This is a genomic window from Selenomonas sp. GACV-9, assembly GCA_900116485.1.
Taxonomy (GTDB): domain Bacteria; phylum Bacillota; class Negativicutes; order Selenomonadales; family Selenomonadaceae; genus Selenomonas_A; species Selenomonas_A ruminantium_G.
In genome coordinates this window covers 23,741-44,298 of the sequence record FPAX01000018.1, presented here as the reverse complement: position 1 = coordinate 44,298, position 20,558 = coordinate 23,741, and the positions used below count along the sequence as shown (strand labels likewise).

The 20,558-nt window shown below is 53.3% G+C and carries 23 protein-coding genes and 1 pseudogene; 2 read left to right on the top strand and 22 right to left on the bottom strand.

Translation table 11 applies throughout. The features are described from left to right. Positions 1-162 precede the first annotated feature (162 nt). Complete coding sequence (locus tag BM322_RS11640; RefSeq protein WP_177220878.1) at positions 163-906, bottom strand: Tat pathway signal sequence domain protein; 744 nt, start codon at positions 904-906, stop codon at positions 163-165. Between the two features lie 235 nt (positions 907-1,141). On the opposite strand from BM322_RS11640, the gene BM322_RS11635 reads away from it, so the two are divergent. Continuing rightward, a complete protein-coding gene (locus tag BM322_RS11635) occupies positions 1,142-1,348 on the top strand; it encodes a hypothetical protein (RefSeq protein ID WP_075430656.1) in 207 nt (68 codons plus the stop codon). A 121-nt stretch (positions 1,349-1,469) separates the two neighbouring features. Here BM322_RS11635 and rpsI read toward each other — a convergent pair whose 3' ends face one another. The 17 genes from rpsI to cbiT form a co-directional block, all read right to left on the bottom strand. Beyond that, complete coding sequence (gene rpsI, locus BM322_RS11630) at positions 1,470-1,862, bottom strand: 30S ribosomal protein S9 (RefSeq protein WP_075430655.1); 393 nt, start codon at positions 1,860-1,862, stop codon at positions 1,470-1,472. Positions 1,863-1,886: 24 nt separating this feature from the next. Beyond that, on the bottom strand, positions 1,887-2,327 hold the full coding sequence (rplM, locus tag BM322_RS11625) for a 50S ribosomal protein L13 (RefSeq protein WP_033170485.1): 441 nt from the start codon (positions 2,325-2,327) through the stop codon (positions 1,887-1,889). Between the two features lie 201 nt (positions 2,328-2,528). After that, complete coding sequence (locus BM322_RS11620) at positions 2,529-3,455, bottom strand: NAD-dependent epimerase/dehydratase family protein (protein ID WP_075430654.1); 927 nt, start codon at positions 3,453-3,455, stop codon at positions 2,529-2,531. Between the two features lie 17 nt (positions 3,456-3,472). Continuing rightward, positions 3,473-4,090 (bottom strand): histidine phosphatase family protein, encoded by a 618-nt coding sequence (locus tag BM322_RS11615; protein WP_075430653.1) that lies wholly within the window; start codon positions 4,088-4,090, stop codon positions 3,473-3,475. Positions 4,091-4,093: 3 nt separating this feature from the next. Further along, positions 4,094-5,161, bottom strand: coding sequence for a threonine-phosphate decarboxylase CobD (gene cobD, locus BM322_RS11610; RefSeq protein WP_075430651.1), 1,068 nt, complete (start codon positions 5,159-5,161; stop codon positions 4,094-4,096). Positions 5,162-5,172: 11 nt separating this feature from the next. Then, entirely contained in the window at positions 5,173-6,537 is a 1,365-nt protein-coding gene (locus BM322_RS11605; protein WP_075430660.1) for a cobyrinate a,c-diamide synthase, read from the bottom strand. A gap of 34 nt (positions 6,538-6,571) precedes the next feature. Further along, a complete protein-coding gene (locus BM322_RS11600) occupies positions 6,572-7,462 on the bottom strand; it encodes a hypothetical protein (RefSeq protein WP_075430649.1) in 891 nt (296 codons plus the stop codon). A gap of 30 nt (positions 7,463-7,492) precedes the next feature. Continuing rightward, the gene (gene cobS / locus BM322_RS11595) at positions 7,493-8,260 is read right to left on the bottom strand and encodes an adenosylcobinamide-GDP ribazoletransferase (protein WP_075430647.1); all 768 of its coding nucleotides are present in this window, start codon (positions 8,258-8,260) and stop codon (positions 7,493-7,495) included. Positions 8,261-8,302: 42 nt separating this feature from the next. Beyond that, on the bottom strand, positions 8,303-9,244 hold the full coding sequence (cbiB, locus tag BM322_RS11590) for an adenosylcobinamide-phosphate synthase CbiB (protein WP_075430645.1): 942 nt from the start codon (positions 9,242-9,244) through the stop codon (positions 8,303-8,305). Further along, complete coding sequence (locus tag BM322_RS11585) at positions 9,238-10,773, bottom strand: cobyric acid synthase (RefSeq protein WP_075430643.1); 1,536 nt, start codon at positions 10,771-10,773, stop codon at positions 9,238-9,240. Before BM322_RS11585 ends, cbiB begins: the two co-directional genes overlap by 7 nt. A gap of 12 nt (positions 10,774-10,785) precedes the next feature. Beyond that, positions 10,786-11,364, bottom strand: coding sequence for a bifunctional adenosylcobinamide kinase/adenosylcobinamide-phosphate guanylyltransferase (cobU, locus tag BM322_RS11580; protein ID WP_075430641.1), 579 nt, complete (start codon positions 11,362-11,364; stop codon positions 10,786-10,788). Positions 11,365-11,367: 3 nt separating this feature from the next. Continuing rightward, positions 11,368-12,003, bottom strand: a complete 636-nt coding sequence (locus tag BM322_RS11575) for a precorrin-8X methylmutase (protein ID WP_075430639.1) — start codon at positions 12,001-12,003, stop codon at positions 11,368-11,370. 1 nt (position 12,004) lies between these two features. Beyond that, a complete protein-coding gene (gene cobK, locus BM322_RS11570) occupies positions 12,005-12,772 on the bottom strand; it encodes a precorrin-6A reductase (protein ID WP_075430637.1) in 768 nt (255 codons plus the stop codon). Continuing rightward, positions 12,769-13,524, bottom strand: a complete 756-nt coding sequence (cobJ, locus tag BM322_RS11565) for a precorrin-3B C(17)-methyltransferase (protein WP_075430635.1) — start codon at positions 13,522-13,524, stop codon at positions 12,769-12,771. The genes cobK and cobJ overlap by 4 nt, the downstream gene beginning before the upstream one ends. Then, positions 13,512-14,621, bottom strand: coding sequence for a cobalt-precorrin 5A hydrolase (locus tag BM322_RS11560; RefSeq protein WP_075430633.1), 1,110 nt, complete (start codon positions 14,619-14,621; stop codon positions 13,512-13,514). The genes cobJ and BM322_RS11560 overlap by 13 nt, the downstream gene beginning before the upstream one ends. After that, positions 14,618-15,373 carry a precorrin-4 C(11)-methyltransferase gene (gene cobM, locus BM322_RS11555; RefSeq protein ID WP_075430631.1) on the bottom strand — a complete coding sequence of 252 codons (756 nt, stop codon included), beginning with the start codon at positions 15,371-15,373 and terminating at the stop codon, positions 14,618-14,620. The genes BM322_RS11560 and cobM overlap by 4 nt, the downstream gene beginning before the upstream one ends. Before the next feature lie 35 nt (positions 15,374-15,408). Next, the gene (gene cbiT, locus BM322_RS11550) at positions 15,409-15,987 is read right to left on the bottom strand and encodes a precorrin-6Y C5,15-methyltransferase (decarboxylating) subunit CbiT (RefSeq protein WP_075430629.1); all 579 of its coding nucleotides are present in this window, start codon (positions 15,985-15,987) and stop codon (positions 15,409-15,411) included. A gap of 174 nt (positions 15,988-16,161) precedes the next feature. Between cbiT and thiT the strand changes: the two genes are divergently transcribed. Further along, positions 16,162-16,689, top strand: coding sequence for an energy-coupled thiamine transporter ThiT (gene thiT, locus BM322_RS11545; RefSeq protein ID WP_075430627.1), 528 nt, complete (start codon positions 16,162-16,164; stop codon positions 16,687-16,689). A 429-nt stretch (positions 16,690-17,118) separates the two neighbouring features. Here the strand turns inward: thiT and BM322_RS11540 are convergent, their stop codons facing one another. The 4 genes and pseudogenes from BM322_RS11540 to BM322_RS11525 all read right to left on the bottom strand — a co-directional run bounded on the left by BM322_RS11540 (position 17,119) and on the right by BM322_RS11525 (position 20,554). Next, positions 17,119-17,349 carry a hypothetical protein gene (locus tag BM322_RS11540; protein WP_075430625.1) on the bottom strand — a complete coding sequence of 77 codons (231 nt, stop codon included), beginning with the start codon at positions 17,347-17,349 and terminating at the stop codon, positions 17,119-17,121. Continuing rightward, positions 17,346-17,573 (bottom strand): annotated as a pseudogene (locus tag BM322_RS11535) (nucleotidyltransferase family protein); the annotation flags it as partial. The pseudogene BM322_RS11535 and the gene BM322_RS11540, both read right to left, overlap by 4 nt. Before the next feature lie 100 nt (positions 17,574-17,673). Further along, positions 17,674-18,918, bottom strand: a complete 1,245-nt coding sequence (locus BM322_RS11530) for a restriction endonuclease subunit S (RefSeq protein ID WP_075430623.1) — start codon at positions 18,916-18,918, stop codon at positions 17,674-17,676. Continuing rightward, positions 18,911-20,554 carry a class I SAM-dependent DNA methyltransferase gene (locus BM322_RS11525; protein ID WP_075430621.1) on the bottom strand — a complete coding sequence of 548 codons (1,644 nt, stop codon included), beginning with the start codon at positions 20,552-20,554 and terminating at the stop codon, positions 18,911-18,913. Before BM322_RS11525 ends, BM322_RS11530 begins: the two co-directional genes overlap by 8 nt. Between the last annotated feature and the right edge of the window lie 4 nt (positions 20,555-20,558).

The window sequence follows — 20,558 nt, the reverse complement described above, 5'->3', positions numbered from 1 at the left end:
GTACGGTCCATTCAGCGGAAACAGAAAAAGTACTACCCCGTGAACCCCGAGCTGCGTACTATCGGGATTCCATTCCTCACGAACCAACCGACAAACTGCAATTTGTCGTAAAACAAAAAGTCCGCCGACTCAACTAGAGTCAGCGGACTTCCCTGTATGCAATTATTCTGCTGGCTGGGCCTCGCCCTGCGGTGCACCTTCTGGTGCCCCCTGCGGAGCTCCCATCCCCTCAGCCGGCGGGCCGCCCTGCGGGCCATGCCCCGGACGTGGACCTTTTGCCGGTATGAGCACGCTCTTATCAACACCGAGCTCGGATGCGACATCCATCCAGCTGTTATTAATCTTCTTCATATCCAGCACAGCCTGCACATCTTTGCCTGCTGCCTTAGCCAGCAGACCTGCGCACTCGATATCACGTGCATGGTAGCCATTCTTCAGCAGCGAGATGGCCGTATCCTTAGCGACACCGGCTTTCTGCTCAATCTTAGCAGCCTGCATCGTAATCATCTGCTCTTCGATCTGCTCATGGGTAACGCCCAGGCTCTTGCCGACTTCCGGCCAGTTGTTGCTTTCCGTCTTCATAGCCAGCACATCCTTGAAGGATTTGCCGCTGATCTTGGACAGCATAGCTGCCTGACCGATATCCTGGAAATCCTTGTGCTCATTGATTGCCGCCTTGACCTCAGACTCGTCGACACCGAAGGTCTCATGGATATTTTTAGCAGCCTCATCAGCGCTCATCTGAACGGGCGGATGCTGTGGTCTCTGGCCTGCCTTATGCATCGTCGCCGGTGCCGGTCTATCCATATTCTCTGCTGCTTTTACCTCCGTCGCATTGAGGCCGATTCCCGTAAGGACTGCACCTGCTACCATACCTGCCAGTAACTTTTTCTTCATGCTTTTCATATTATCCATCACCTTTCTATACTCTCTTCCTGATAAAGCACCTTGCTTGGTTGCTTTCTATGCTCTTAGTATACGGGGCCGTATTTAAATTAGTTTTAAGTGTCAATTAAATTGCGATTCAAATTCAATGGAAAGCATCTGAAAATATTACTTTCATTTATTTTTAGAAAAAACAAGGAAAAATGTCACACAATGTCGTATAATATAGTTAGATTTTAGGAAAGAGGTGTCTTTAATGACAGAACAGGAAATTGAGAAACTGGTCCAGGAGAAACTTGACGAGGCTTACAAGGCAGAGGAACATCCGAAGAAGTTCTTCATCACGGAGAATGGCCGTGGCGTGACGGACGGCGGCGATCTGTACAACGCACTGCTTGGTGACATGATGCGCATCTCGCAGAAAGCCTTGACGGAAATCCTCAAAGAGGCGCTGAAAAAGTAATACGCGATTAGCAATAAAAGAACCGGCGAGCATTGCTTGCCGGTTCTTTTATTGCCTTGATTTCCAGATAAAAAAAATCCGCAGCCGAAACTGCGGATTGTAATGTTCTTTTGTAAACGGATTAACGTTTCGAGAACTGGGAAGCCTTACGAGCTTTCTTGAGACCGTATTTACGGCGCTCTTTCTCACGCGGGTCACGCGTTACGAAACCAGCCTTCTTGAGGGCCGGGCGAAGCTCAGCGTCCATCTCCATCAGTGCACGGGTGATACCGTGACGGATAGCGCCTGCCTGACCAGTTACACCGCCACCTGCAACGTTTGCAATGACGTCATACTTGTCAACAGTTTCCGTAAGGTTGAGCGGCTGACGAACGATGAGTTCGAGAGTCTTCAGACCAAAATACTCCTCCATGCTACGACCGTTGATCGTAACTTTGCCTTCGCCTGGAACCAGACGAACACGGGCAACGGAAGATTTTCTGCGGCCAGTGCCGTAGTAGCTTACTTGTGCCATGTAGAATGTTCCTCCCTTTCCAGATTAGCGAATGTTCAGCTCAAGCTTTTCCGGCTTCTGAGCTGCATGCGGATGCTCGCTGCCAGCGTAAACGCTGAGCTTGCGGTACATCTGAGCACCGAGGCGGTTGTGCGGCAGCATGCCTTTGATAGCGTGCTCCAGGACGCGCTCCGGGAACTTCTCGAGCATCAGGCCAGCGGACGTGAACGTCGTGCCACCCTGGTAACCGGAATGACGGAAGTAGGTCTTGTCCGTCAGTTTCTTACCCGTGAATTTTACTTTCTCTGCATTGATGACGATGACGTAATCACCCGTATCAACGTGCGGAGTAAAGGTCGGTTTATTTTTACCGCGAAGAACTTTTGCGACTTCAGCTGCGAGGCGGCCGACAGTCTGGCCTTCAGCGTCTACAACATACCATTTGCGCTCGATATTGGATGCATTTGCCATAAACGTTGTCTTCATGCGATTTCCCCCCTAATAATTTCAATTCTTATTTTATCGGTATATGACGCTCTCGAAAACGGCTTCCGGGGCTAATGGATGCCTGAGTCCGTAACATCACATAGAAATATTCTACTCATAAAAGCGCAACAAGTCAAGGGATTTTTTACATTTTCTCCGTAAAAAACCTCGGATCATCCACAGAGTTTCTGTGGATAAGTATCACTTCTCGCCTTTGAAATAGCCGATGGTATTCTTGAGGCCCTTGTTGAGGCTTGTCTTCGGTTTCCAGCCGAGATTCTTGATGGCATTGCTATTATCCAGCACCGAACGGCGAATATCGCCAGTACGTGCCGCACCATAAGACACGTCTACCTTCTTCCAAGTGATGTCCTCCATGATCTTCACGAGCTCTTTCAGGCTGGTTTCCGTACAGGTACTGAGATTATAGACAGCATTGACCTTATCCGTCTTCAAAGCTGCGCAGATACCTGCTGCGATATCGCCTGCATAGATGAAATCACGTGTCTGCTCACCATCGCCGTAAATCGTGATGCCGCTGCCAGCAGCAACCTTCTTCGCGAAAATGCTGATGACACCGCCCTCGCCCGTATCGCCCTGACGCTCGCCATAGACATTGGCAAAGCGCAGGACGACATAATCAAGGCCAAAGACCTCTTTGTACATGGCCAGATACTTCTCGACCGTCACCTTGCTGAGGCCATAGAAGGACATTGGCTGCAGCTCCTGCTGCTCCTTTATCGGCAAGTCTTTCTCAGGCACGTCGCCATAGCCAGCTGCCGTCGACGCGAAGATGACACGGCCAACATCGCTCTTGCGGGCCGCCTCCAGCACGTTTACAGTGCCCACGACGTTCTGCATCGCATCAAATGCCGGATCATCGATCGAGATATTGACCATCGTCTGCGCTGCCAGATGCACGATAGCATCAAAACGAGCTTTCATGATGCGCGGAATGATTTCCTGGGAGCGGATGTCCATCTCCCATTCCTCACAGCCTGCTGGCACATGGCCCCAATCGCCGGTGCTGACGTTATCAAGCACCGTCACCTCATGTCCCTGCTCCAGCAGCTGCCGCACCAGATGTGAACCGATGAATCCAGCTCCGCCTGTCACTAAAACTTTCATATCCTAACCTTCTTCCTTTATCTGAGCTCATCGAGATGGGCCGTACTATTCAATAACTCCACCGTCGGGTTGCCATCTTCATCATAACGTACGATATTGACCGCCGTGTTGAACTGGCGGATGCTCCAAAGATATTGCAGCGGCATGTGCAAAGCCGCACTAAGCATCGTCCGCAGTACCGCCCCATGCGCGGCAATCATGATGGTCTGTCCCTCATGCTGTGCCAGAAGTTCCTCAAGCCGTTTCATGGCCCGCTGCTGCACTGCCGGGAACGATTCGCCATTCGGGATTTCCAGGATATCGGGATGCGCAAGGAAGTTGCGCATGGCATCTGGCCAGGAGGCCGTGATCTCTTCATAGGTCAATCCTTCCCAATCGCCAAAGCTCAGCTCCCGGAAGGCTGGCTCAAGCTTTACAGGCAAGCCGAACTTCTTGGCAACCGTCTCTGCTGTGACGCGAGCCCGCACGAGGTCGCTGGCATAGATTGCATCAAGGTGCGCCACCGGAAACTTCACGGCCAGCTTTTCTGCCTGCTCAATTCCTGCCGCCGACAAGGCCACATCCGACTGGCCTTGATAGCGTCCACTTACATTCCATTCCGTCTGTCCATGACGGACAAAAACAACTTTTACCATGAATCAAAATTCCTCCAATAGGGCAAGCAGGCGGTCATTTTCCTCTGGCTTGCGGATGGCGATGCGCACATAGCAATCGTCCTCTATGCCTGTGTAGTTAGCACAATCGCGCACGAGGATTCCCCGCCCCCGCAGTCTGGCCGTAAATTCGCTGCTGGTAAGCCCCGTTCCCGAAACATCCAGCAACATGAAGTTCACGCTGGGCTTGAACGCCCGAATCCCCCTGCAGCCATTGATGCGTTCATAGAAGCGCTGCATCTCGTCGATGAGCTGCTGGCGGCTCTGCTGCTGATAGTCAAGATCCGCTAACGCGGCCACCCCAGCCTTCTGTGCCAAGAGGTTCACGTTCCAGACATCCTTGCCCGCGTTGAGCCGGCCCGCCAGCTCCGGCGCCGCCGTGCCAAAACCAAGGCGCAGCCCCGGCAGGGCGTAGAACTTCGTCAGGGACTGCACGACAAATAGATGCGGATACTCTTCTACCAGATCACGAACCGTATAACGGCTGTCAAACAGCAGGAAGTCCAAGAATGACTCGTCAACCACCAGCCACTGCGGGCCCTCCTTGATTACCTCCAGCAGCTTTACCAGCTCGTTGCGCGTCAGCAATGTTCCCGTAGGATTGTTGGGATTGCCAAGGATGATGCAGTCCGTCACCGTCAATGCCGCCATGAACTCTTCCCAATCGATGCGAAACTCGTTTTCCGCACTGAGCGCAAAGCAGTTCACCTTGCAGCGGGCCGCCACCGCCGCCCGCTCATACTCGCTGAATGACGGCACCGGCAGCAGCACGCGCCGCGGCCGGACAGTCTGCAAGAACAGGTAGAACAATTCTGCCGCGCCATTTCCCAGGACGAGATTTTCCTCTGCTACATTGTACCGCTTAGACAAAGCCGCCTTGAGTTCTGCCGCCGCAGGGTCAGGGTAGTGTATCACATCGTCCACCGAGGCTGCGATTGCCGCACGCACTGCTGGCGACAAGCCAGCCGGATTGATGTTAGCCGAAAAATCCAGCCAACCTTCCCCTGCTCCATTCGCATGATATATATTGCCGCCATGCTCAAATTTTTCCATATTGCCACCTCTTACCGCCGGCGCCATTTCACACAATGGCGAACAAAGGACTCAGCCGCCGTCGGGCAGCCGGCAAAATGCAGGTGCAGATAGCTGCCCAGGGCCTGCTTATACTGCTGTCCGGCATCGTACACAACACCGTTGCGCAGCTTGGTAAAGTCAAAGGGCCGCAGGGGACGCTTTGCATCCTGCTCCAAGGAAAAGTGGAATTCATGGCCCTGTATGGCCATTCCCTTTTCTCCTAGTATCGTATCACATTTCAGCTTAGCAGTCACGTAGCCAACCATCTGCAGCTTCTTCGTCATGACCGCATCGCCGGCAAACACACCGGCCATCGGATAGCGGCTGCCAGCAAAATCCTGCAGCCCCGCCATCAGATACATGTAGCCGCCACACTCGGCATAGATTGGCATACCAGCCTCCGCCTGCTGGCGGATGGCCGTCCGCATCGCCGTATTGGCCGCCAGATCCTGAGCAAATATCTCAGGAAACCCGCCGCCAATCAGCAGCCCGTCCACGTCAGGCAGCTTCTCATCATGCAGCGGGCTGAAAGGCACCAGCTCAGCCCCCAGCCGTTCCAGCACTTGCAAGCTGCTCGGATAATAAAAAGAAAAAGCCTCATCGCGGGCTACGCCGATACGGCATCGTCCCACCGGCGAAACGGCGGCCATTTCCTCCACCATCAATGGCCCAGCCTGCCTTGCCAGAGCCATTATGGCCTCGATATCAAGCTGACGGCCGATTGTCTGCCCCATTTTCTGCACCACCTGGCGCTCTTCGTTTTCCTGTACCGGCAGCAATCCCAGATGACGCTCCGGCATCTTGAGCTCGTCATTGCGGCGCATAGCACCATAAACCTTGATGCCGATGGCTTCCATCGCCTCGCGGATCATCACCTCATGCGTCTCTGACCCGAGCCGGTTCAGGATAACTCCCGCCAGTCTTACCGACGGATCATAGTCGCGGAATCCCTGGGCAATGGCTGCCGCCGAAGCGCCCATCGACTTGGCATCGATGACAAGCAGTACCGGCGCATCAAGCAGCTTGGCAATAGCCGCCGTCGAGCTCACGCCGCGGCGGCCCCCGTCGTAAAGGCCCATGACACCCTCGACGACAGCAAGGTCTACGCCCTCAGATTCTGCCGCAAACAAGGCAGGAACAAGCTGCTCCGGTGTCAGCCAAGTATCGAGGTTATGCGCCGGGCGGCCGCTTGCCAGCGCATGATACCCAGGATCGATATAGTCAGGGCCCACCTTGAAGGACTGCACGGTAAGCCCGCGCTCACATAGTGCCGCCAGCAGCCCCGTGACGATTGTCGTCTTGCCTGAGCCCGACTGCGTCGCGGCTATGACCAGCCGCGGCCTTGACATCTTCATCTTCTTGCGTTCCTGAGACATTCGCGCTCTCCTCCTATCTGAACCATTCGCTGAAATTCCCTGCCGTGCCCTTATCTACCCAGATGCCGCCGCTTTGCAAACGCGACTGCAAGAGATGCGTAAGACTCGGGAATTTCCCACTAAGTTCTGCCTCTGCCTGCTGCAGCTGCCTATCGGTCCAGTCCGCAGGCCAAAGGACTCCGATTACCGTGCCGCTATGGGCCACATTGATGCCCAGGGCGCCGAACCTGCGGCTAGCCGCCAGGAAATCTTCCAGTCCCTCTTTCGGCAGCAGCTGCTGATGGGCCAGCGCACTAGCCGTTGCTGCCGCTGCAATCAAATCCGCATCGTGCGTCTTCACCCCCAGCTCAAACTGCGTGAGCGCCGCCAGGGATTTTTCTTCTGCCACGGAGTCTTCCATATTCGCATGATAGAGCAGCGTATCGACCTCGCCCCCCGTATCGTAAACAGAAATACGAAAAGCCGGCAGGCCTCTATAGCCTGCCAGCATCCTTCCATCCATATGATTGATGCGCACGACACCAGGACAGAAAACACCATCCGTGGGCTCTATCTCCACAGCCAGCCGCATGATTTCGTCAAGATAGGGCTCATAGCCAAAGGCCAGCGCCACCGCCGCCACCGTCGCGGCAATGTCAGCACTTGACGAGGCCATGCCCTTGCCCCGGGGCAAGTCAGAAGTCAGCTGGATTCCCCAGGGCAGTTCCTCCTTGCCAAGACTCGTCAGTGTCTTTTCGAGAGCCATCAGCGATTTGCGCCCCAACCCATGAATGCCCGTAAAGGCATCAGAAACGCGGACTGTCGTATAACAGCCGATTGGACAGGTGACGAGAAATGGCTCGCCCTGCAGCTCACCCTGCAGCAGCTCGCCGCAGGATCCGGGAACACGGACAGTGATTTCCATACATACAACGCTCCTAAACGGGCGCTGTCCTCAGCGCCATAAAATGTGCAGACCGCCCGGAATCCAGGAAGTCACTAAGAATACCACGAGCACCATGGTCTCGGTCAAGGTCTCGATTGCCCCATAGGTGTCGCCGGTCAGGCCGCCGAGCTTGCTCGTCAGCCAGGCCCCCAGCAGCCAGGCAAAGCCCAGCCCCGCCACCAGCGCCGCAATAGCTGCCTGGCCCCAGGGCACGACGAACAGGATCGTCGTGATGCCCGCAATGGCGACCGTCTCCTTATCGGCCATATCCGCAAAGGCCTTGCCCATGCCTTCCTTGCGGGCATAGGGGAAGAAGGCGATGACCATGACCATGGCCATGCGGCCGATGATCGGCATGATGAACAAGGCCGTCATGATGAGCACGAGCTTGATATCGCGCAGCACCGTCCAGTTGACCATCATGAGGGCCACCAGGGCGATGACGCCAAAGGAGCCCACGCGACTGTCCTTCATGATCTCGAGCTTGCGCTCGCGGTCGCGGGCCGAAAAGACACCATCGGCCGTATCCATATAGCCATCGAGCAGCAGCCCGCCCGTCACGAGGACCGGCAGCAGGACCAGGATCGTCGTGACAAAATTCGCCCAGCCGAACACAGCGATCAGGCACCAGGTCGCCAGCAGATAGATAAGACCGAGGATCGCACCGACCAGCGGGAAGAACTTCGTACTGCGGCCGAAGTCCTCGATGGTCAGATCTGGCTGGTTCTTCACGTGGATACGCGTCAGGAATTGCAAAGCAGTGATGAATGATTTCATGGATAATGACCTCCTAGATGTTAGTGATATTTATCACTCCTATCATAACCCAAACATCGCATAGGTAATAATGATAAACATCACAGTCACGGTGTACATCATGCGGATGCATTCCATGATATGCTTGGGCGCAGTCAGCTCGATGGCCTCGCCCATATACGCACGCAGCGACTTCTTGCCGAAATACGAATTGATGCCGCCCAGGCGGATATGCAGGGCACCGGCCACCGTCGCCTCGGCATAGCCGCCATTCGGGCTCGGATGCTTGGCCGCGTCCCGCAGCATCATATCATAGGCGTTCTTGTAATCAAAGCCCAGCAGGCAGGCCGCGAAGATGAACAGCATCCCCGTGATGCGGGCGGGAATGTAGTTCAGCACATCGTCGAGCTTGGCCGCCGCCCGTCCAAAATAGAGATACTTATCGTTCTTGTAGCCAATCATCGAATCCATCGTATTGGCCGCACGGTAAAGCACAGCCAAGGGCACACCGCCGAGCACGAAGAAGAACAGCGGCGCTATGATGCCATCCACCGTGTTCTCCGCGATGGTCTCCACCGTCGCCCGGGCGATTTCGGCATCGGTAAGCTCCTCCGTATCACGGCCGACGATCCAGCCCACCTTCTTGCGGGCCTCCTCGATTTCGCCAAGAATCAGCAGTGCATAAATGCCCTTGCCGGCCTTAGCAAGGCTCTTAGGCGAAATCGTGAACGAGAGCAGCAACGCCCCCACAACGATCTTGCCCCATTCCCAAGGGATATGGTAGGAAAGCATCATGATTGCCGCAGCCGCCTCATAGGTCACCAGCAGCGTGATAAGGACGAGCATAGCCCCCATCGCATATTTCTTGCCGTCGCTATCCTCAGGCCGATAAAACAGCCGCTCCAGGCCGCCGATGAGCTTCCCCATCAGCACGACGGGATGCCAGCGGCTGTTGGGATCGCCGATGACCGTATCGATGAAAAAAGCCAGGATTGCTGTCAGCATGTCGTCTCTCCCATGATCTGGGCCAGCTTTTCCATATCGAGGCTCTGCCGCACCACATCAGCCAGATGATTGTAGGCCTTTTCCTTCTCCATCCGCACGTTGCGCTGGACGGAAAGTCCGGCCAGCCCCTTGCGCTCCCGCAGGGCATTGATGAGCTGGCGGCGGAATCCGTCATGGTCGAAGATGCCATGGATGTACGTGCCCACGACTTCGCCTTGTCCGGCCACAGCATAGGCTCCGTCCCAGCCATCAAAGGCTGTATCAGCCTTGGCCGTGATATGGAAGGGATGCTGGACACCTTCGCCAAACTCGGTCTTGCCCATATGGATCTCATAGCCAGGCATATCCTCTGCCATCAGCGTCCTGCCCAGGAATGGCAGCTTGACACAATCGGCAGTCACCTGAGTCGTGAGCTTAGACGCAGCAAAGGTCGTCTCCATAGCCAGATACCCCATCCCTGTGACACTGTCATGGGCAGACTCTGTATGCAGGGGATCATGGATGGCGCGGCCCAGCATCTGATAGCCGCCACAAATGCCCCAAAGCGGTGTTCCCTGCTCCACCTTCTGACGGATAGCCGCCTCGATGCCCGACTCCCGCAAATAGAGCAGATCCTCCGTGGTGTTCTTCGACCCCGGCAGCAAGATGAGATCCGGCTCCCCGAGCTCTTCGACGGACTTCACATAGTAGAGGGATACATCCGGCTCAGCGGCCAGACTGTCAAAATCCGTGAAGTTCGAAAGTTTCGGCGTCTGGATGACCGCGATGCTTATGGGCGCATCCTGGGACACAGCCTGCTTTTCCTCCAGGGATACCGAGTCCTCATCGTCGATGCCCAGTGCATCGATATGCGGCACGATGCCAAGCACCGGCTTGCCCGTTTTCTGCTCAAGAAAATCAACGGCTGGTGTCAGGAGGCTCACATCGCCACGGAACTTGTTGATGACCAGCCCTTTAACAAGGGCCCGCTCCTCCTCATCGAGAAGTTCCAAGGTACCGACCAGCGACGCCAGCGCGCCGCCGCGATCGATATCGGCAATCAGCAGCACCGGAGCATCAAGATACTTAGCCACGCGCATATTGACGATATCATTGGCCTTGAGATTGACTTCAGCAGGACTGCCCGCCCCCTCTATCACCAGCGTGTCGAAACCAGCCTGCAAGCGGCCCAGAGCAGCTTTTACAGCATCAAAGGCCTTAAGACTGTAACCCTTATGATACTCCCGCGCACTCATGTTGCCGATGGGCTCGCCGTTCAGGACGACCTGGGAGCAACTGTTGCCCGTCGGTTTCAAAAGGACCGGATTCATGTCGACCATGGGCTCAAGGCCTGCCGCCTCGGCCTGGGCCACCTGCGCCCGCCCCATCTCCTTGCCGTCTCTTGTCACATAAGAATTCAAAGCCATATTCTGTGCCTTGAACGGGACGACCTTGCGCCCCTGCTGATGGAAAATGCGGCAAAGAGCCGTGGTTATGATGCTTTTACCAACATGGGAGCTCGTTCCCATGAGCATGATCGCGTTCGACATGAGGGTTCCTCCTTACGCTAATGCTTTGATGTTTACTGGAATGCCTGCTATGACTGCAAATACGTCAGACGCTGCCCGCGCCAGCTGCTGATTGGCCAGCCCGCTGATATCGCGGTAAATGCGGCTGAGCTTGTTTTCAGGAACGATGCCTGCCCCTACCTCATTCGTGACAAAAATGACCGTCCGCCCGCTAGCCGCAGCCATTTGAGCAGCACTGACCAGTTCACCTATCTTTTGACTTGTCAGCGCATATATCCTGTCCTGATCTGCCAGCTCTCCCTCAGGCAGGCTGCAAAGCAAGTTGCTAAGATAGAGCGTGATGCAGTCAAACAACAGGACCTCGTTTTTCTCACTGGCCGCCTGTATCGCATTCCCGGCGTCAAAGGGAGCCTCGTAAGTCTGCCAATTACCCGGACGCCGCTTTTGATGCAGGCTGACCCGGAACCGCATCTCCTCATCGTAAACCTGGGCCGTAGCAATATAGGCAACCCTTGCCCCGCTTTTTGCCGCGAGATTCTCAGCAAAGGTCGACTTGCCCGAACGGGCACCACCAGTCACCAATACGATTCTGCCTGTTTCTGTCTCACTCATGATTCAGCCTCTGTCGTTATTTATGAAATACATCATGGCATTGACCGCAGCTGCCGCAATGGGGCTGCCGCCCTTGGTACCAGCCACAGTGATGTACGGCACGATGCCATTTTCTGCCAGCTCCTGCTTCGAATCAGCTGCGCCGACAAAGCCAACGGGAATGCCCACCACACAGGCCGGACGGATGCCCTCCTCCCTGATGAGGCGCAGCACCTCGAATAGTGCCGTTGGCGCATTGCCGATGGCTACGATGCTGCCATCGAGTCGCTTGCCGAACGCGCGCATGGCGGCCATCGAGCGCGTGATGCCCTCAGCCTTGGCTGCAGCCGCCACCTGCTCATCTGCGATCAGGCAATGGACCTGTCCGCCAAAGGAGGCCAGCTTGCGCTTGTTGATGCCCGTGCGGACCATCTCCACATCGGTATAGATATCACAGCCGCCCTTGAGCGCCGCGATAGCCGCATCGATGGCGCCATCCCCTACGCGGATGATTGGCGCATACTCCACATCGCCTGCCGCATGGATGATACGGCGGTAGACCTTCGTCGCCTTCTCGTCAAGGTTCAGCCCCTGCAAATGGGGGGTGATGATCTCCATGCTGCGTGTTTCGATTTCCATTGGCTGTTTGATAAAGTCCATCTTAATAATGCTCCTCTACGAATCGTAAGATATCTTCATAGGTTCTGCCAACATTGCCATAGGCCATGACAGGACGGTCAATGACAACTACTGGCAGGTCAAGCTCTTCCGCGGCCGCAAACTTCGTATCTGTCCCGCCGATAGTCCCGCTATTCTTCGTCACTATGACATCTGCCTGATATTTCTGGAACAATTCCTTATTGAGCTGCTTGGAAAACGGCCCCTGCATGGCAACGATCTGTCCTGGCGTAAGGCCCAGGCTCTCGCACAAGCTGATGACCTCCGCCGTCGGCAGCACGCGCGCCACGAGCTCGCGATCCTGCAATTCCTCCGCTGTAGTGAACTTAGCCAGATTGCGGCTGCCCGTGGTCAGGAAGATGCGTTTTCCCAAACGAGCCGCAGCAGCAGCGGCCTCTTCATAGCTGTGCACGACTGTGACCTGATCATAGTGGACAGCCGTCAAATCCCGCTCATAACGTACATAGGGAATCCCCAGTGCCTGACAGGCCTCCATGGCATTGGCCGAAACATTGACCGCATAGGGATGGCTGGCATCCACCAGCAAGCGGATCCGATGCCCAGTAAGGTAAGACTCCAGCCCCTCCTTGTCCAGCGGCTTGTCGTTGATGATAAGGCTGCGCCCGCGGCAGTCAGCCAGCAGCTGCTCGCCATAATGGCTGACCACCGACGCCGCCACATCATAGCCATGTTCCAGCAGGTACTTCGACAGCTCCCGGCCATCCTGGGTACCAGCGGCGACAAAGATCATAGGCCGTTCTCCTTGTTCTCATAGCCCCGCGGCGTGATCATCCAGTCTTCCTTGACATAGGTCTGGCTATTGCCGATGATGACCATCGAGAACATGTTGATGTCCTCTTTCGTGAAATCTGCCAGCGTCGAGATGACCTTCGTCTCCTTGTCGCGGCTGGCTGCCGTGACAATGCCGACCGGCGTCTTCGGATCGCGATGCTTCAGCATGATCTCGCGCACTTCCTCGATGTTCTGCACGCGTTTCTTGCTCTTCGGATTGTAGAGCGCTGTAACGAAATCGCCCTGTGCCGCCATCTCGACGCGCTTGCAGATAAGCTCCCAAGGTGTCAAAAGATTTGACAGGCTGATGACAGCAAAGTCATGCATGAGCGGCGCGCCGAGCACCGACGCTGCCGCATTGACCGCCGAAACGCCGGCAATGATGCCGCCAAACTCCGGCCGCTCTGCGCCCTCGCGCTGCAAGACAAGCTCCAGCACCAAGCCCGCCATGCCATAGACTCCCGAGTCACCGCTCGATACGACCACGGTATCGCGGCCCGCAGCTGCCTCGTCGACAGCCATACGGCAGCGCTCGATTTCTTGCATCATCGCCGTGCCGATTACCTTTTTCTCCGCCAGCAGCGGCTCGATAAGCTTGATATACGTATTATAGCCAGCCACGACCTCAGCGGCCTCAATGGCTTTGCGTGCCCGCGGCGTCATGTCCTCCAGACTCCCCGGGCCAATGCCGATTACTGTTATTTTTCCCATACTAATGCTACCGTCACTTTCTCGAATTTCGTCTTGCGCAGCGCCAAACGCCCGCCCTGCTCGCCGACACAACAATAGGCTGCTGCCTCGCAGACATTGCCGATGCCGATATTCTCCTTGACAAAATCAGACTCCTCCAGCTGATACTTGTCAATCATTGCCTGCATTTCCTCATGATCGTAGAAATGAATTGGCCGCGCCAGACTGTCGGCCGCAAACACGATGCCAGCCTCATGACTCTTCACCACCGTACTGGCCAACCCATCGATAAAGGAGCGGTCACGGCCAATCATGCGGCAGGCCATATCAAGCGCCCCCATGACAAGAGCTGCCGGCGTGCCCCGGCGGCAGCCGACACCTGCGATAAGGCGGCGCGGAGTCAAGCACAGCACATTGGCTGGCAAATCCGGCAAAGCGGGAAGATCAGGCTCCGATATGATGACAACCCAATGCTCATCTTTCTCTTCCGCCGTGAACTGCAGGCATTGACTGGTCACGCACAGCTCAGCCGTCTGGCCAGCCTGCTCCAGCTGCCGCTTGTAGAATACGCTGTGCGGCAACGTCTTATCGATGCGCCAGTGCACCGGCTGTCCCTCCAGCACAGCCGTGTTGAGAGTACGGATGCGCACCTTCGGCCAGGGGCGCAGGCACAGCTTGGCTGCCAGGGCATCGGGAGCCTGGCACTGATTGACGTCCGTTGCCGTCGTGATGACCGGCGCTGCGCCCACGGCCTGGCAAAGTTGCTGTGTCAGCACATTGGCGCCGCCAATATGCCCGGAAAGCAGGCTGATGCCATGCTGGCCGCGCTCATCAAAGACGACAATAGCCGGGTCTTTCAGCTTGTCCTGCAAGAAGGGCGCAATCGTCCGCACCACGATCCCTGCTGCCATGATAAACACCAGTCCATCGTAAGCAGCAAAGGCCGGAGCAACGACATCGGCAAGCTTTGCAAAGGTCTTTATCTCCGCTGCAGGCCTGGCCACTACCGGCACCACTTTCTCCGACACATATACCGTCATCGGATTATCCAGGCTGCGCTGGAACGTCTTAGCTAATTCATAGGCCTTGGGTGTCAAGGCAAAAGCGGCTAATCTCATTTGCTGGCCTCACGGAACATATGGGAAAACTCCGGCGCATAGAGTCTTGAGAGCTCATAACTTGCACCGAGGCAGCGGCTCACGACAATCATAGCCGTGCGGTCGATGTTCTTGCCCTCGATATCCTTGACGATGGTTGCCAGCGTCCCGCGCACGATCTTCTCTTCCGGCCACGAAGCCCGCTGGACAATGGCAATCGGCGTATCCGGCGTATAGCCGCCAGCGATGAGCTCGTCGACGACCTTGTCGAGCATCGCGATCGACAGATAGATGCACATGGTCGACTGATGCTGGGCCAGACTGCGCAGTTTCTCAGCCTCCGGCACCGGCGTGCGGCCCTCGTTGCGCGTGATGATGACCGTCTGGGAGATACCTGGCAGGGTATACTCCTGCTTGAGAGCTGCCGCCGTAGCAAAGCAGCTGCTGACTCCCGGAATCACATCGTAGGCGATGCCCTTCTTGTCAAAGGCATCCATCTGCTCCTGAATCGCGCCATAAACCGAAGGGTCACCCGTATGCAGGCGCACCGTCGTCTGCCCCTTGCTCTCAGCCTTCACGATGACTTCTACCACATCATCAAGGGTCATCGATGCCGAATTGTGGATTTCTGCCCCTTCCTTGCAAAGCTTGAGCAGCGCCGGATTTACAAGCGACCCGGCATAGATGACCACATCCGCCTCACTTAACAAACGCTGCCCTTTGACTGTGATAAGTTCTGGATCGCCAGGACCTGCACCAACGATATGTACCATATCTAATTCCCTCTTCCCTTAAGAATCTGTTCCTGTTATTTTTTCCAGCAAGTCACGATGTAGATCGGATTTTCCGCCTTAGCCATATCATACGGCCCGACCTGCTGCAGGCGGCTGACCTGCACCTGTATCGCCTCATATGCGTAGACATCATCATGACTGCGCATATACTCGACGCACTGCATCAGCGTCTGCACCGTGATGCAGTTGAGCACGATGCGGCCTTCTGCCTTGAGCTTCGGCGTCACCACGGCGAGAATATCCGCCAGATGACTGCCGCTGCCACCAATAAGCACGGTATCGGCAGCTGGCAGCTGCTCCATGCCTGCCGGGGCCTCAGTCTCTATGACCTTGATATTGCCTACGGCAAAATTTGCCGCATTGGCACGTATGAGATTCACCCCAGCAGGATTGCGCTCCAAAGCATACACCGTTCCCTGCGGCGCCAAACGGGCCGCCTCAATCGACAGCGAGCCCGTGCCAGCGCCAATGTCATAAATGACTGCATCGGGCTTGATTCTCGCCTTAACCAAACTGAGGATTCGTATTTCCTGTTTCGTCATCGGCACCTTATCGCGGATAAAGGCCTCATCATCAATGCCCAAATAATCCATCGCCAAGCCTCCTGCATCATTCTGATTTATCTTATAACAATACGTATCTATCATACCAAATTACATAGAAAACCTCAATGTTTGTTGCCGTCATGACACAATATATGACAAAGCATTGTAGGGCACTCCCCTTTGCAGTATAATGAAAGATATTCTTCTAAGGAGTGTGCTATCATGAACCATGTCAAATTTTCCACGCATATGCTTGTTCAGGCAGCCATGATGTCCGCCATCACGATTGTCCTGGCACAGATTCATTTATTCCAATTGCCGCAAGGCGGCGAGATAAGCCTCGGCACCATGGTCCCGCTGATCCTGCTCGCCCGCACCTATGGCTGCAAGATCACCTTGCTGGCTGGCTTCATCTGCGGCATCATCGGCCTGCTGCTCAATCCCTTCATCTATCATCCGGTCCAGGTACTGCTCGATTATCCTCTGCCCTACATGGTCATGGCCATCGTCACCTTGTTCCGCGGCCATCTCTACCTCGGCGTCACAGCCGCCTTCACCATGAAATTCCTCTGCCATTTCCTTTCCGGTGTCATCTTCTTCGCCGCTTATGCCCCCGAAGGCATGTCACCGATCCTCTACTCCGCCACCTACAACGCCACGACGCTAGTCCCCGACTTTGTCATCTGCTGCCTGATCTTAAGACTGCTGCCGCTCAAACGCCTGACGGCAGAATTCAGCACAGCAAAATAAAACAACCCCGAAAGGCTCACACATACATCGAGCCCTTCGGGGTTGTCTTGTCTACAAAACATCATTTGTTCCACAACTATATCCACGCTATAATATCTGTGGCAGATTACCTGTCTGCCACAGACCACCGATACGGTAGGCGATTCGTTTCCCCTCGCAGAAAGGTCGAAATCCTTTGAAAGCGAGGTCTCTGACATGGATCAGACGACGCTTCAGCTTCTGCTGATACTCCTGATTATCTTGTCTTTGAAAAAGAAATAAACCGCCAAGTTACCAGCCGGGCGGTTATTTCTAAAACACTTAGATATAACCATCGAGCGAGGGAATGAATCCGTCTTTCGGTGGTCTTTTTCTATTTCTATTGTACTTCTCAGCCAGTTGACTTGTCAACCCTTATCGCAATCAATGACTGACTTCAGATGGTTCATGTCAAATAGGGATATCATTTTCTTCCGCAAGCTTCTTGATTGTTTCTAAAGGAAGCTCTGTCACTTCCTGGATTACATCAAGTGGCAACTTTTGTTTCAGCATACCAAGCGCGCTTTTTCTAATTCCTATCTTAACTCCTTTTTTATATGCTTCTTTAAATGCATCACGATAGCAAATACTATTTCTTGTTATGATTCCTTGCTTTATTCGCCCTTCATCTGAATATTTCATGCTACCAAAACCTTTTCTCTCATAATCGTTTTGTAGAATTCACTATTCTGATTGATTTCGTTGATTTCAAAGACATCCACTCGCTTGTTGAGGATTTCGCGCAGTTCTTCACCAAAGGCAAATATCTGTGTAAGCTTAAAGCCCTCGCCGCCGATAACCAGGAAATCCAAGTCACTGTTTTCATCAGCTTCGCCACGGGCATAGGAACCAAACAAATATACTTCCTTGACCTGATACTTTTAAGCCAAAGGTTTAACCAAGGCTGTTATATTCTCAATGGTAAATATTGATACTGACATTGTGCTCACTCCTTTCTAATCAACACTATGAACAGAATGTGACTTGACCGTTCATTAGCATCGGGAGAAGAAAATCTCGCAAATCAATGAGTTTTCTATTTTCCAACTGCGTCTTCTTTTGCATATGACTCCATTTATTGACAAGAGTCCTAAATTCCCTGATTATCTCTTGCGGTGGGATACATATAGGAACTGTTGAAAAAGTTTCTTTAGATACCTCACTAAAGGTAGAGCCATTTCCAACATTTTTGAAGTGCTCTTCTAGTGACTTCAATGTGTAATACACAAACTCAGTCCCTATATGTTCTTTCGGCACCACAGACTTGAATCCCTGATTTGTACAAACATCATTTCCAGCCACAGCAACATAACCAATAGGTGCTCTAGTTGTGTATACCACCGAACCTGCTGGCATCAGTTTAGCGGAACTGTTTTTCAAGCCTTCTTCTGATATGTCCGTTGCTCCATGGAAAATATACTTGCCATCCAATAAGGACATATCCTTCGGAGTAATCCAAGCTATTCCATCAAGTATAAAATACTCTGGATGTTCTGTACTAGGTGTTCCCCCAGCAACTACATCACCTAAATCACTCACCTGTCCAGTTTCCCACCCTGCTGGAATCTCTCTGCCTAGTTCTTCATTCCATACCATCTTGCCACCGCTGGTTTTGTAGGGGCGGCCGTTGACATCGGGAAAATCGAATTGGACGAACCAGTAGTCGTAGAGAGTCTTGGCCATGAATTCTAAACTCTTGTTTATTTGTACATTGTTTTCTATTTTATCATCTATACTCTTCAACAGTGATGCTACTTTATCTGCATTTATATCATCTGGCAATTCTGGTACATAATCAGCGATTTGACTGGGTGCTAAATTCTTAATCGTTGAACCATGTGCAACCAGCATAATATACTTTTGAAATTCTTTCGTACTCAATAAATATTTCACAAAATATTTATTACAAATATCCTTTACATTCAAATAGCAAGCACTTTTCCCTAATGCTATTTTCTCCCCCTTGTAAACGCCAATATTTCCTAATGTTCCATTTATTGAAATCAATAGACTATTATCACTCAAAGGTCTTTTAATTTTTTCATACTCTTGCTTAGATATTTTCAGAGTATTATCATCAACGATAATCTTGCCATCCTTGATATTATTACCATTAATAAAATAATATTCTCCATCATCTGCATATATTGGCGTTCCATGAATGCCATCACCATATCCGTCTAAGTATTCACGTATTGGAGTTTTACTCATACTTCAACTCTCCCAGTCCTTTAAGGATTTCTTCTTCGAGCTTATGCCCTTCATCGAAGTATGTTTTAAGCTGCTGTTCATAATCAGCCATTTTCTGTTGGAATTCTTCCGTGGTCAGGTCAACGTATTCAATCTTGACCTTAAAATACTGCCCTGCGGAGAAGGAGCATTTCTTCTGCTCAATGTCCTTGAGGCTGACAAGGACGCTGAAATCGTCGATTTCCTGGCGCTCGTTCATGGTGGTGACGATTTGCTCCATCTCTTCTTTGCTCAGATAGGTGCGCTGGTTCTTGGTTCCTTCGAGCTTGACTTTTTCACCCATATTTGACGCGTCAACCAGCAGGACTTTTTCGTCCTCTGTACCAGCGGCATCGAGGAATACCACGGAGACATTAGTGCCCGTGTTGGCGAAGATATTGCTGGGCATGGAAACCACACCGCGCAGGAGTTTTTTCTTGACGATGTGCTGACGAATCTTGTAAGGAATGCCCGTGGCGGCGGTCAGGAAGCCTGTGGGCACGACAATGGCGGCTTTGCCCTTCCCCTCTTTCATGCTGACAATGATATGCTGCAGAAACATCTGATAGATGGCCATGCTTTCTTTTTTCTTCTTGGGCACATTGGGGACGCCGGCAAAGAATCGCTTTTGGTAGCCTTCGCCTGCCAGCTGGTCGCGGGTTTCGCTGAAGTCGGTATTGAAGGGCGGATTGCTGACGATGTAGTCAAACTTCTCGATGCTCTTGCCGTCATCGGCCAGATGGCGGGGACGAACCAAGGTATCATCCTGAATGACATGAGGCAGGCTATCGACGAGATTGTTGAGGATAAGGTTCAGCCGCAGGACTTCGTTGGATTTCTGACTGATGTCCTGGGTGTAGACGGTACAGTTCTCCTCGCCAATCTGTTCAGCCAGGGTCAGTACCAGCGTTCCCGAACCAGCGGCAGGGTCATAGATGCTGACATTCTGTGCGCCCTCCGGGGCAATGATTCTAGCGATAATCTGGGCGATGGAATGGGGCGTATAATACTCGGCATACTGGCCGCTGTCCTTGTTATAATCCTTGATAAGATACTCAAAGATATCCGCATAGAAATCGTACTTCTGCTGGAAAACAGCATCGAAGCTCTGAGCATTGAGTTTATTGATGATGGCCCGGCAGAAATCGTCCTGCCGCTCGACTTCCGTGACGAGATTTGACAGAGTATCAAAGAGCCGCACACGATTCTGTGCACCTGCGGCCACGGAGAATACTTCTTTGTTCCCTTCGGCGATATGGAGCAAGGCATTATCAAAGGTAGTATGGAACCCTTCCTCTCCCTTGCGCGAGAACAGGCTGCTGATAGAATCTTCAGGCCGGATACGCGCAACGCGCGGGTCTAAGTCCATCATCAGGAACTCGAAGTCGTCTTCTGACATGTCAGATAGCTGCTGTTCACACTCTTTCGTCGACTTGCCCGTAAAATCTGGCAGCTCTTTGATGCCAGCAAGGAATTTATCATTGAGGAATTTATAAAGGAATGTCTCCGTGATGATTTTATACTCATTGCCGCTGTTGCCCAGACCATAGTTCGAGCAAATGGCTTTGAGGTCATCTATAAGACTGTAGATGATTTGTTTTTCAGATTGTAATTGCATATAT

What these genes read in the sequence shown, in the direction of transcription:
- BM322_RS11605 (WP_075430660.1), bottom strand. Translation starts at nt 6,537, where the DNA reads ATGAAGATGTCAAGGCCGCGGCTGGTCATAGCCGCGACGCAGTCGGGC.
- rpsI (WP_075430655.1), bottom strand. Translation starts at nt 1,862, where the DNA reads ATGGCACAAGTAAGCTACTACGGCACTGGCCGCAGAAAATCTTCCGTT.
- cbiT (WP_075430629.1), bottom strand. Translation starts at nt 15,987, where the DNA reads ATGGATTATTTGGGCATTGATGATGAGGCCTTTATCCGCGATAAGGTG.
- rplM (WP_033170485.1), bottom strand. Translation starts at nt 2,327, where the DNA reads ATGAAGACAACGTTTATGGCAAATGCATCCAATATCGAGCGCAAATGG.
- cobS (WP_075430647.1), bottom strand. Translation starts at nt 8,260, where the DNA reads ATGAAATCATTCATCACTGCTTTGCAATTCCTGACGCGTATCCACGTG.
- BM322_RS11540 (WP_075430625.1), bottom strand. Translation starts at nt 17,349, where the DNA reads ATGAAATATTCAGATGAAGGGCGAATAAAGCAAGGAATCATAACAAGA.
- BM322_RS11575 (WP_075430639.1), bottom strand. Translation starts at nt 12,003, where the DNA reads ATGGACTTTATCAAACAGCCAATGGAAATCGAAACACGCAGCATGGAG.
- thiT (WP_075430627.1), top strand. Translation starts at nt 16,162, where the DNA reads ATGAACCATGTCAAATTTTCCACGCATATGCTTGTTCAGGCAGCCATG.
- cobU (WP_075430641.1), bottom strand. Translation starts at nt 11,364, where the DNA reads ATGAGTGAGACAGAAACAGGCAGAATCGTATTGGTGACTGGTGGTGCC.
- cbiB (WP_075430645.1), bottom strand. Translation starts at nt 9,244, where the DNA reads ATGCTGACAGCAATCCTGGCTTTTTTCATCGATACGGTCATCGGCGAT.
- cobD (WP_075430651.1), bottom strand. Translation starts at nt 5,161, where the DNA reads ATGGAAAAATTTGAGCATGGCGGCAATATATATCATGCGAATGGAGCA.
- BM322_RS11530 (WP_075430623.1), bottom strand. Translation starts at nt 18,918, where the DNA reads ATGAGTAAAACTCCAATACGTGAATACTTAGACGGATATGGTGATGGC.
- cobM (WP_075430631.1), bottom strand. Translation starts at nt 15,373, where the DNA reads ATGGTACATATCGTTGGTGCAGGTCCTGGCGATCCAGAACTTATCACA.
- BM322_RS11525 (WP_075430621.1), bottom strand. Translation starts at nt 20,554, where the DNA reads ATGCAATTACAATCTGAAAAACAAATCATCTACAGTCTTATAGATGAC.
- cobJ (WP_075430635.1), bottom strand. Translation starts at nt 13,524, where the DNA reads ATGGGAAAAATAACAGTAATCGGCATTGGCCCGGGGAGTCTGGAGGAC.
- BM322_RS11635 (WP_075430656.1), top strand. Translation starts at nt 1,142, where the DNA reads ATGACAGAACAGGAAATTGAGAAACTGGTCCAGGAGAAACTTGACGAG.
- BM322_RS11600 (WP_075430649.1), bottom strand. Translation starts at nt 7,462, where the DNA reads ATGGAAATCACTGTCCGTGTTCCCGGATCCTGCGGCGAGCTGCTGCAG.
- BM322_RS11585 (WP_075430643.1), bottom strand. Translation starts at nt 10,773, where the DNA reads ATGTCGAACGCGATCATGCTCATGGGAACGAGCTCCCATGTTGGTAAA.
- BM322_RS11615 (WP_075430653.1), bottom strand. Translation starts at nt 4,090, where the DNA reads ATGGTAAAAGTTGTTTTTGTCCGTCATGGACAGACGGAATGGAATGTA.
- BM322_RS11560 (WP_075430633.1), bottom strand. Translation starts at nt 14,621, where the DNA reads ATGAGATTAGCCGCTTTTGCCTTGACACCCAAGGCCTATGAATTAGCT.
- BM322_RS11620 (WP_075430654.1), bottom strand. Translation starts at nt 3,455, where the DNA reads ATGAAAGTTTTAGTGACAGGCGGAGCTGGATTCATCGGTTCACATCTG.
- BM322_RS11640 (WP_177220878.1), bottom strand. Translation starts at nt 906, where the DNA reads ATGAAAAGCATGAAGAAAAAGTTACTGGCAGGTATGGTAGCAGGTGCA.
- cobK (WP_075430637.1), bottom strand. Translation starts at nt 12,772, where the DNA reads ATGATCTTTGTCGCCGCTGGTACCCAGGATGGCCGGGAGCTGTCGAAG.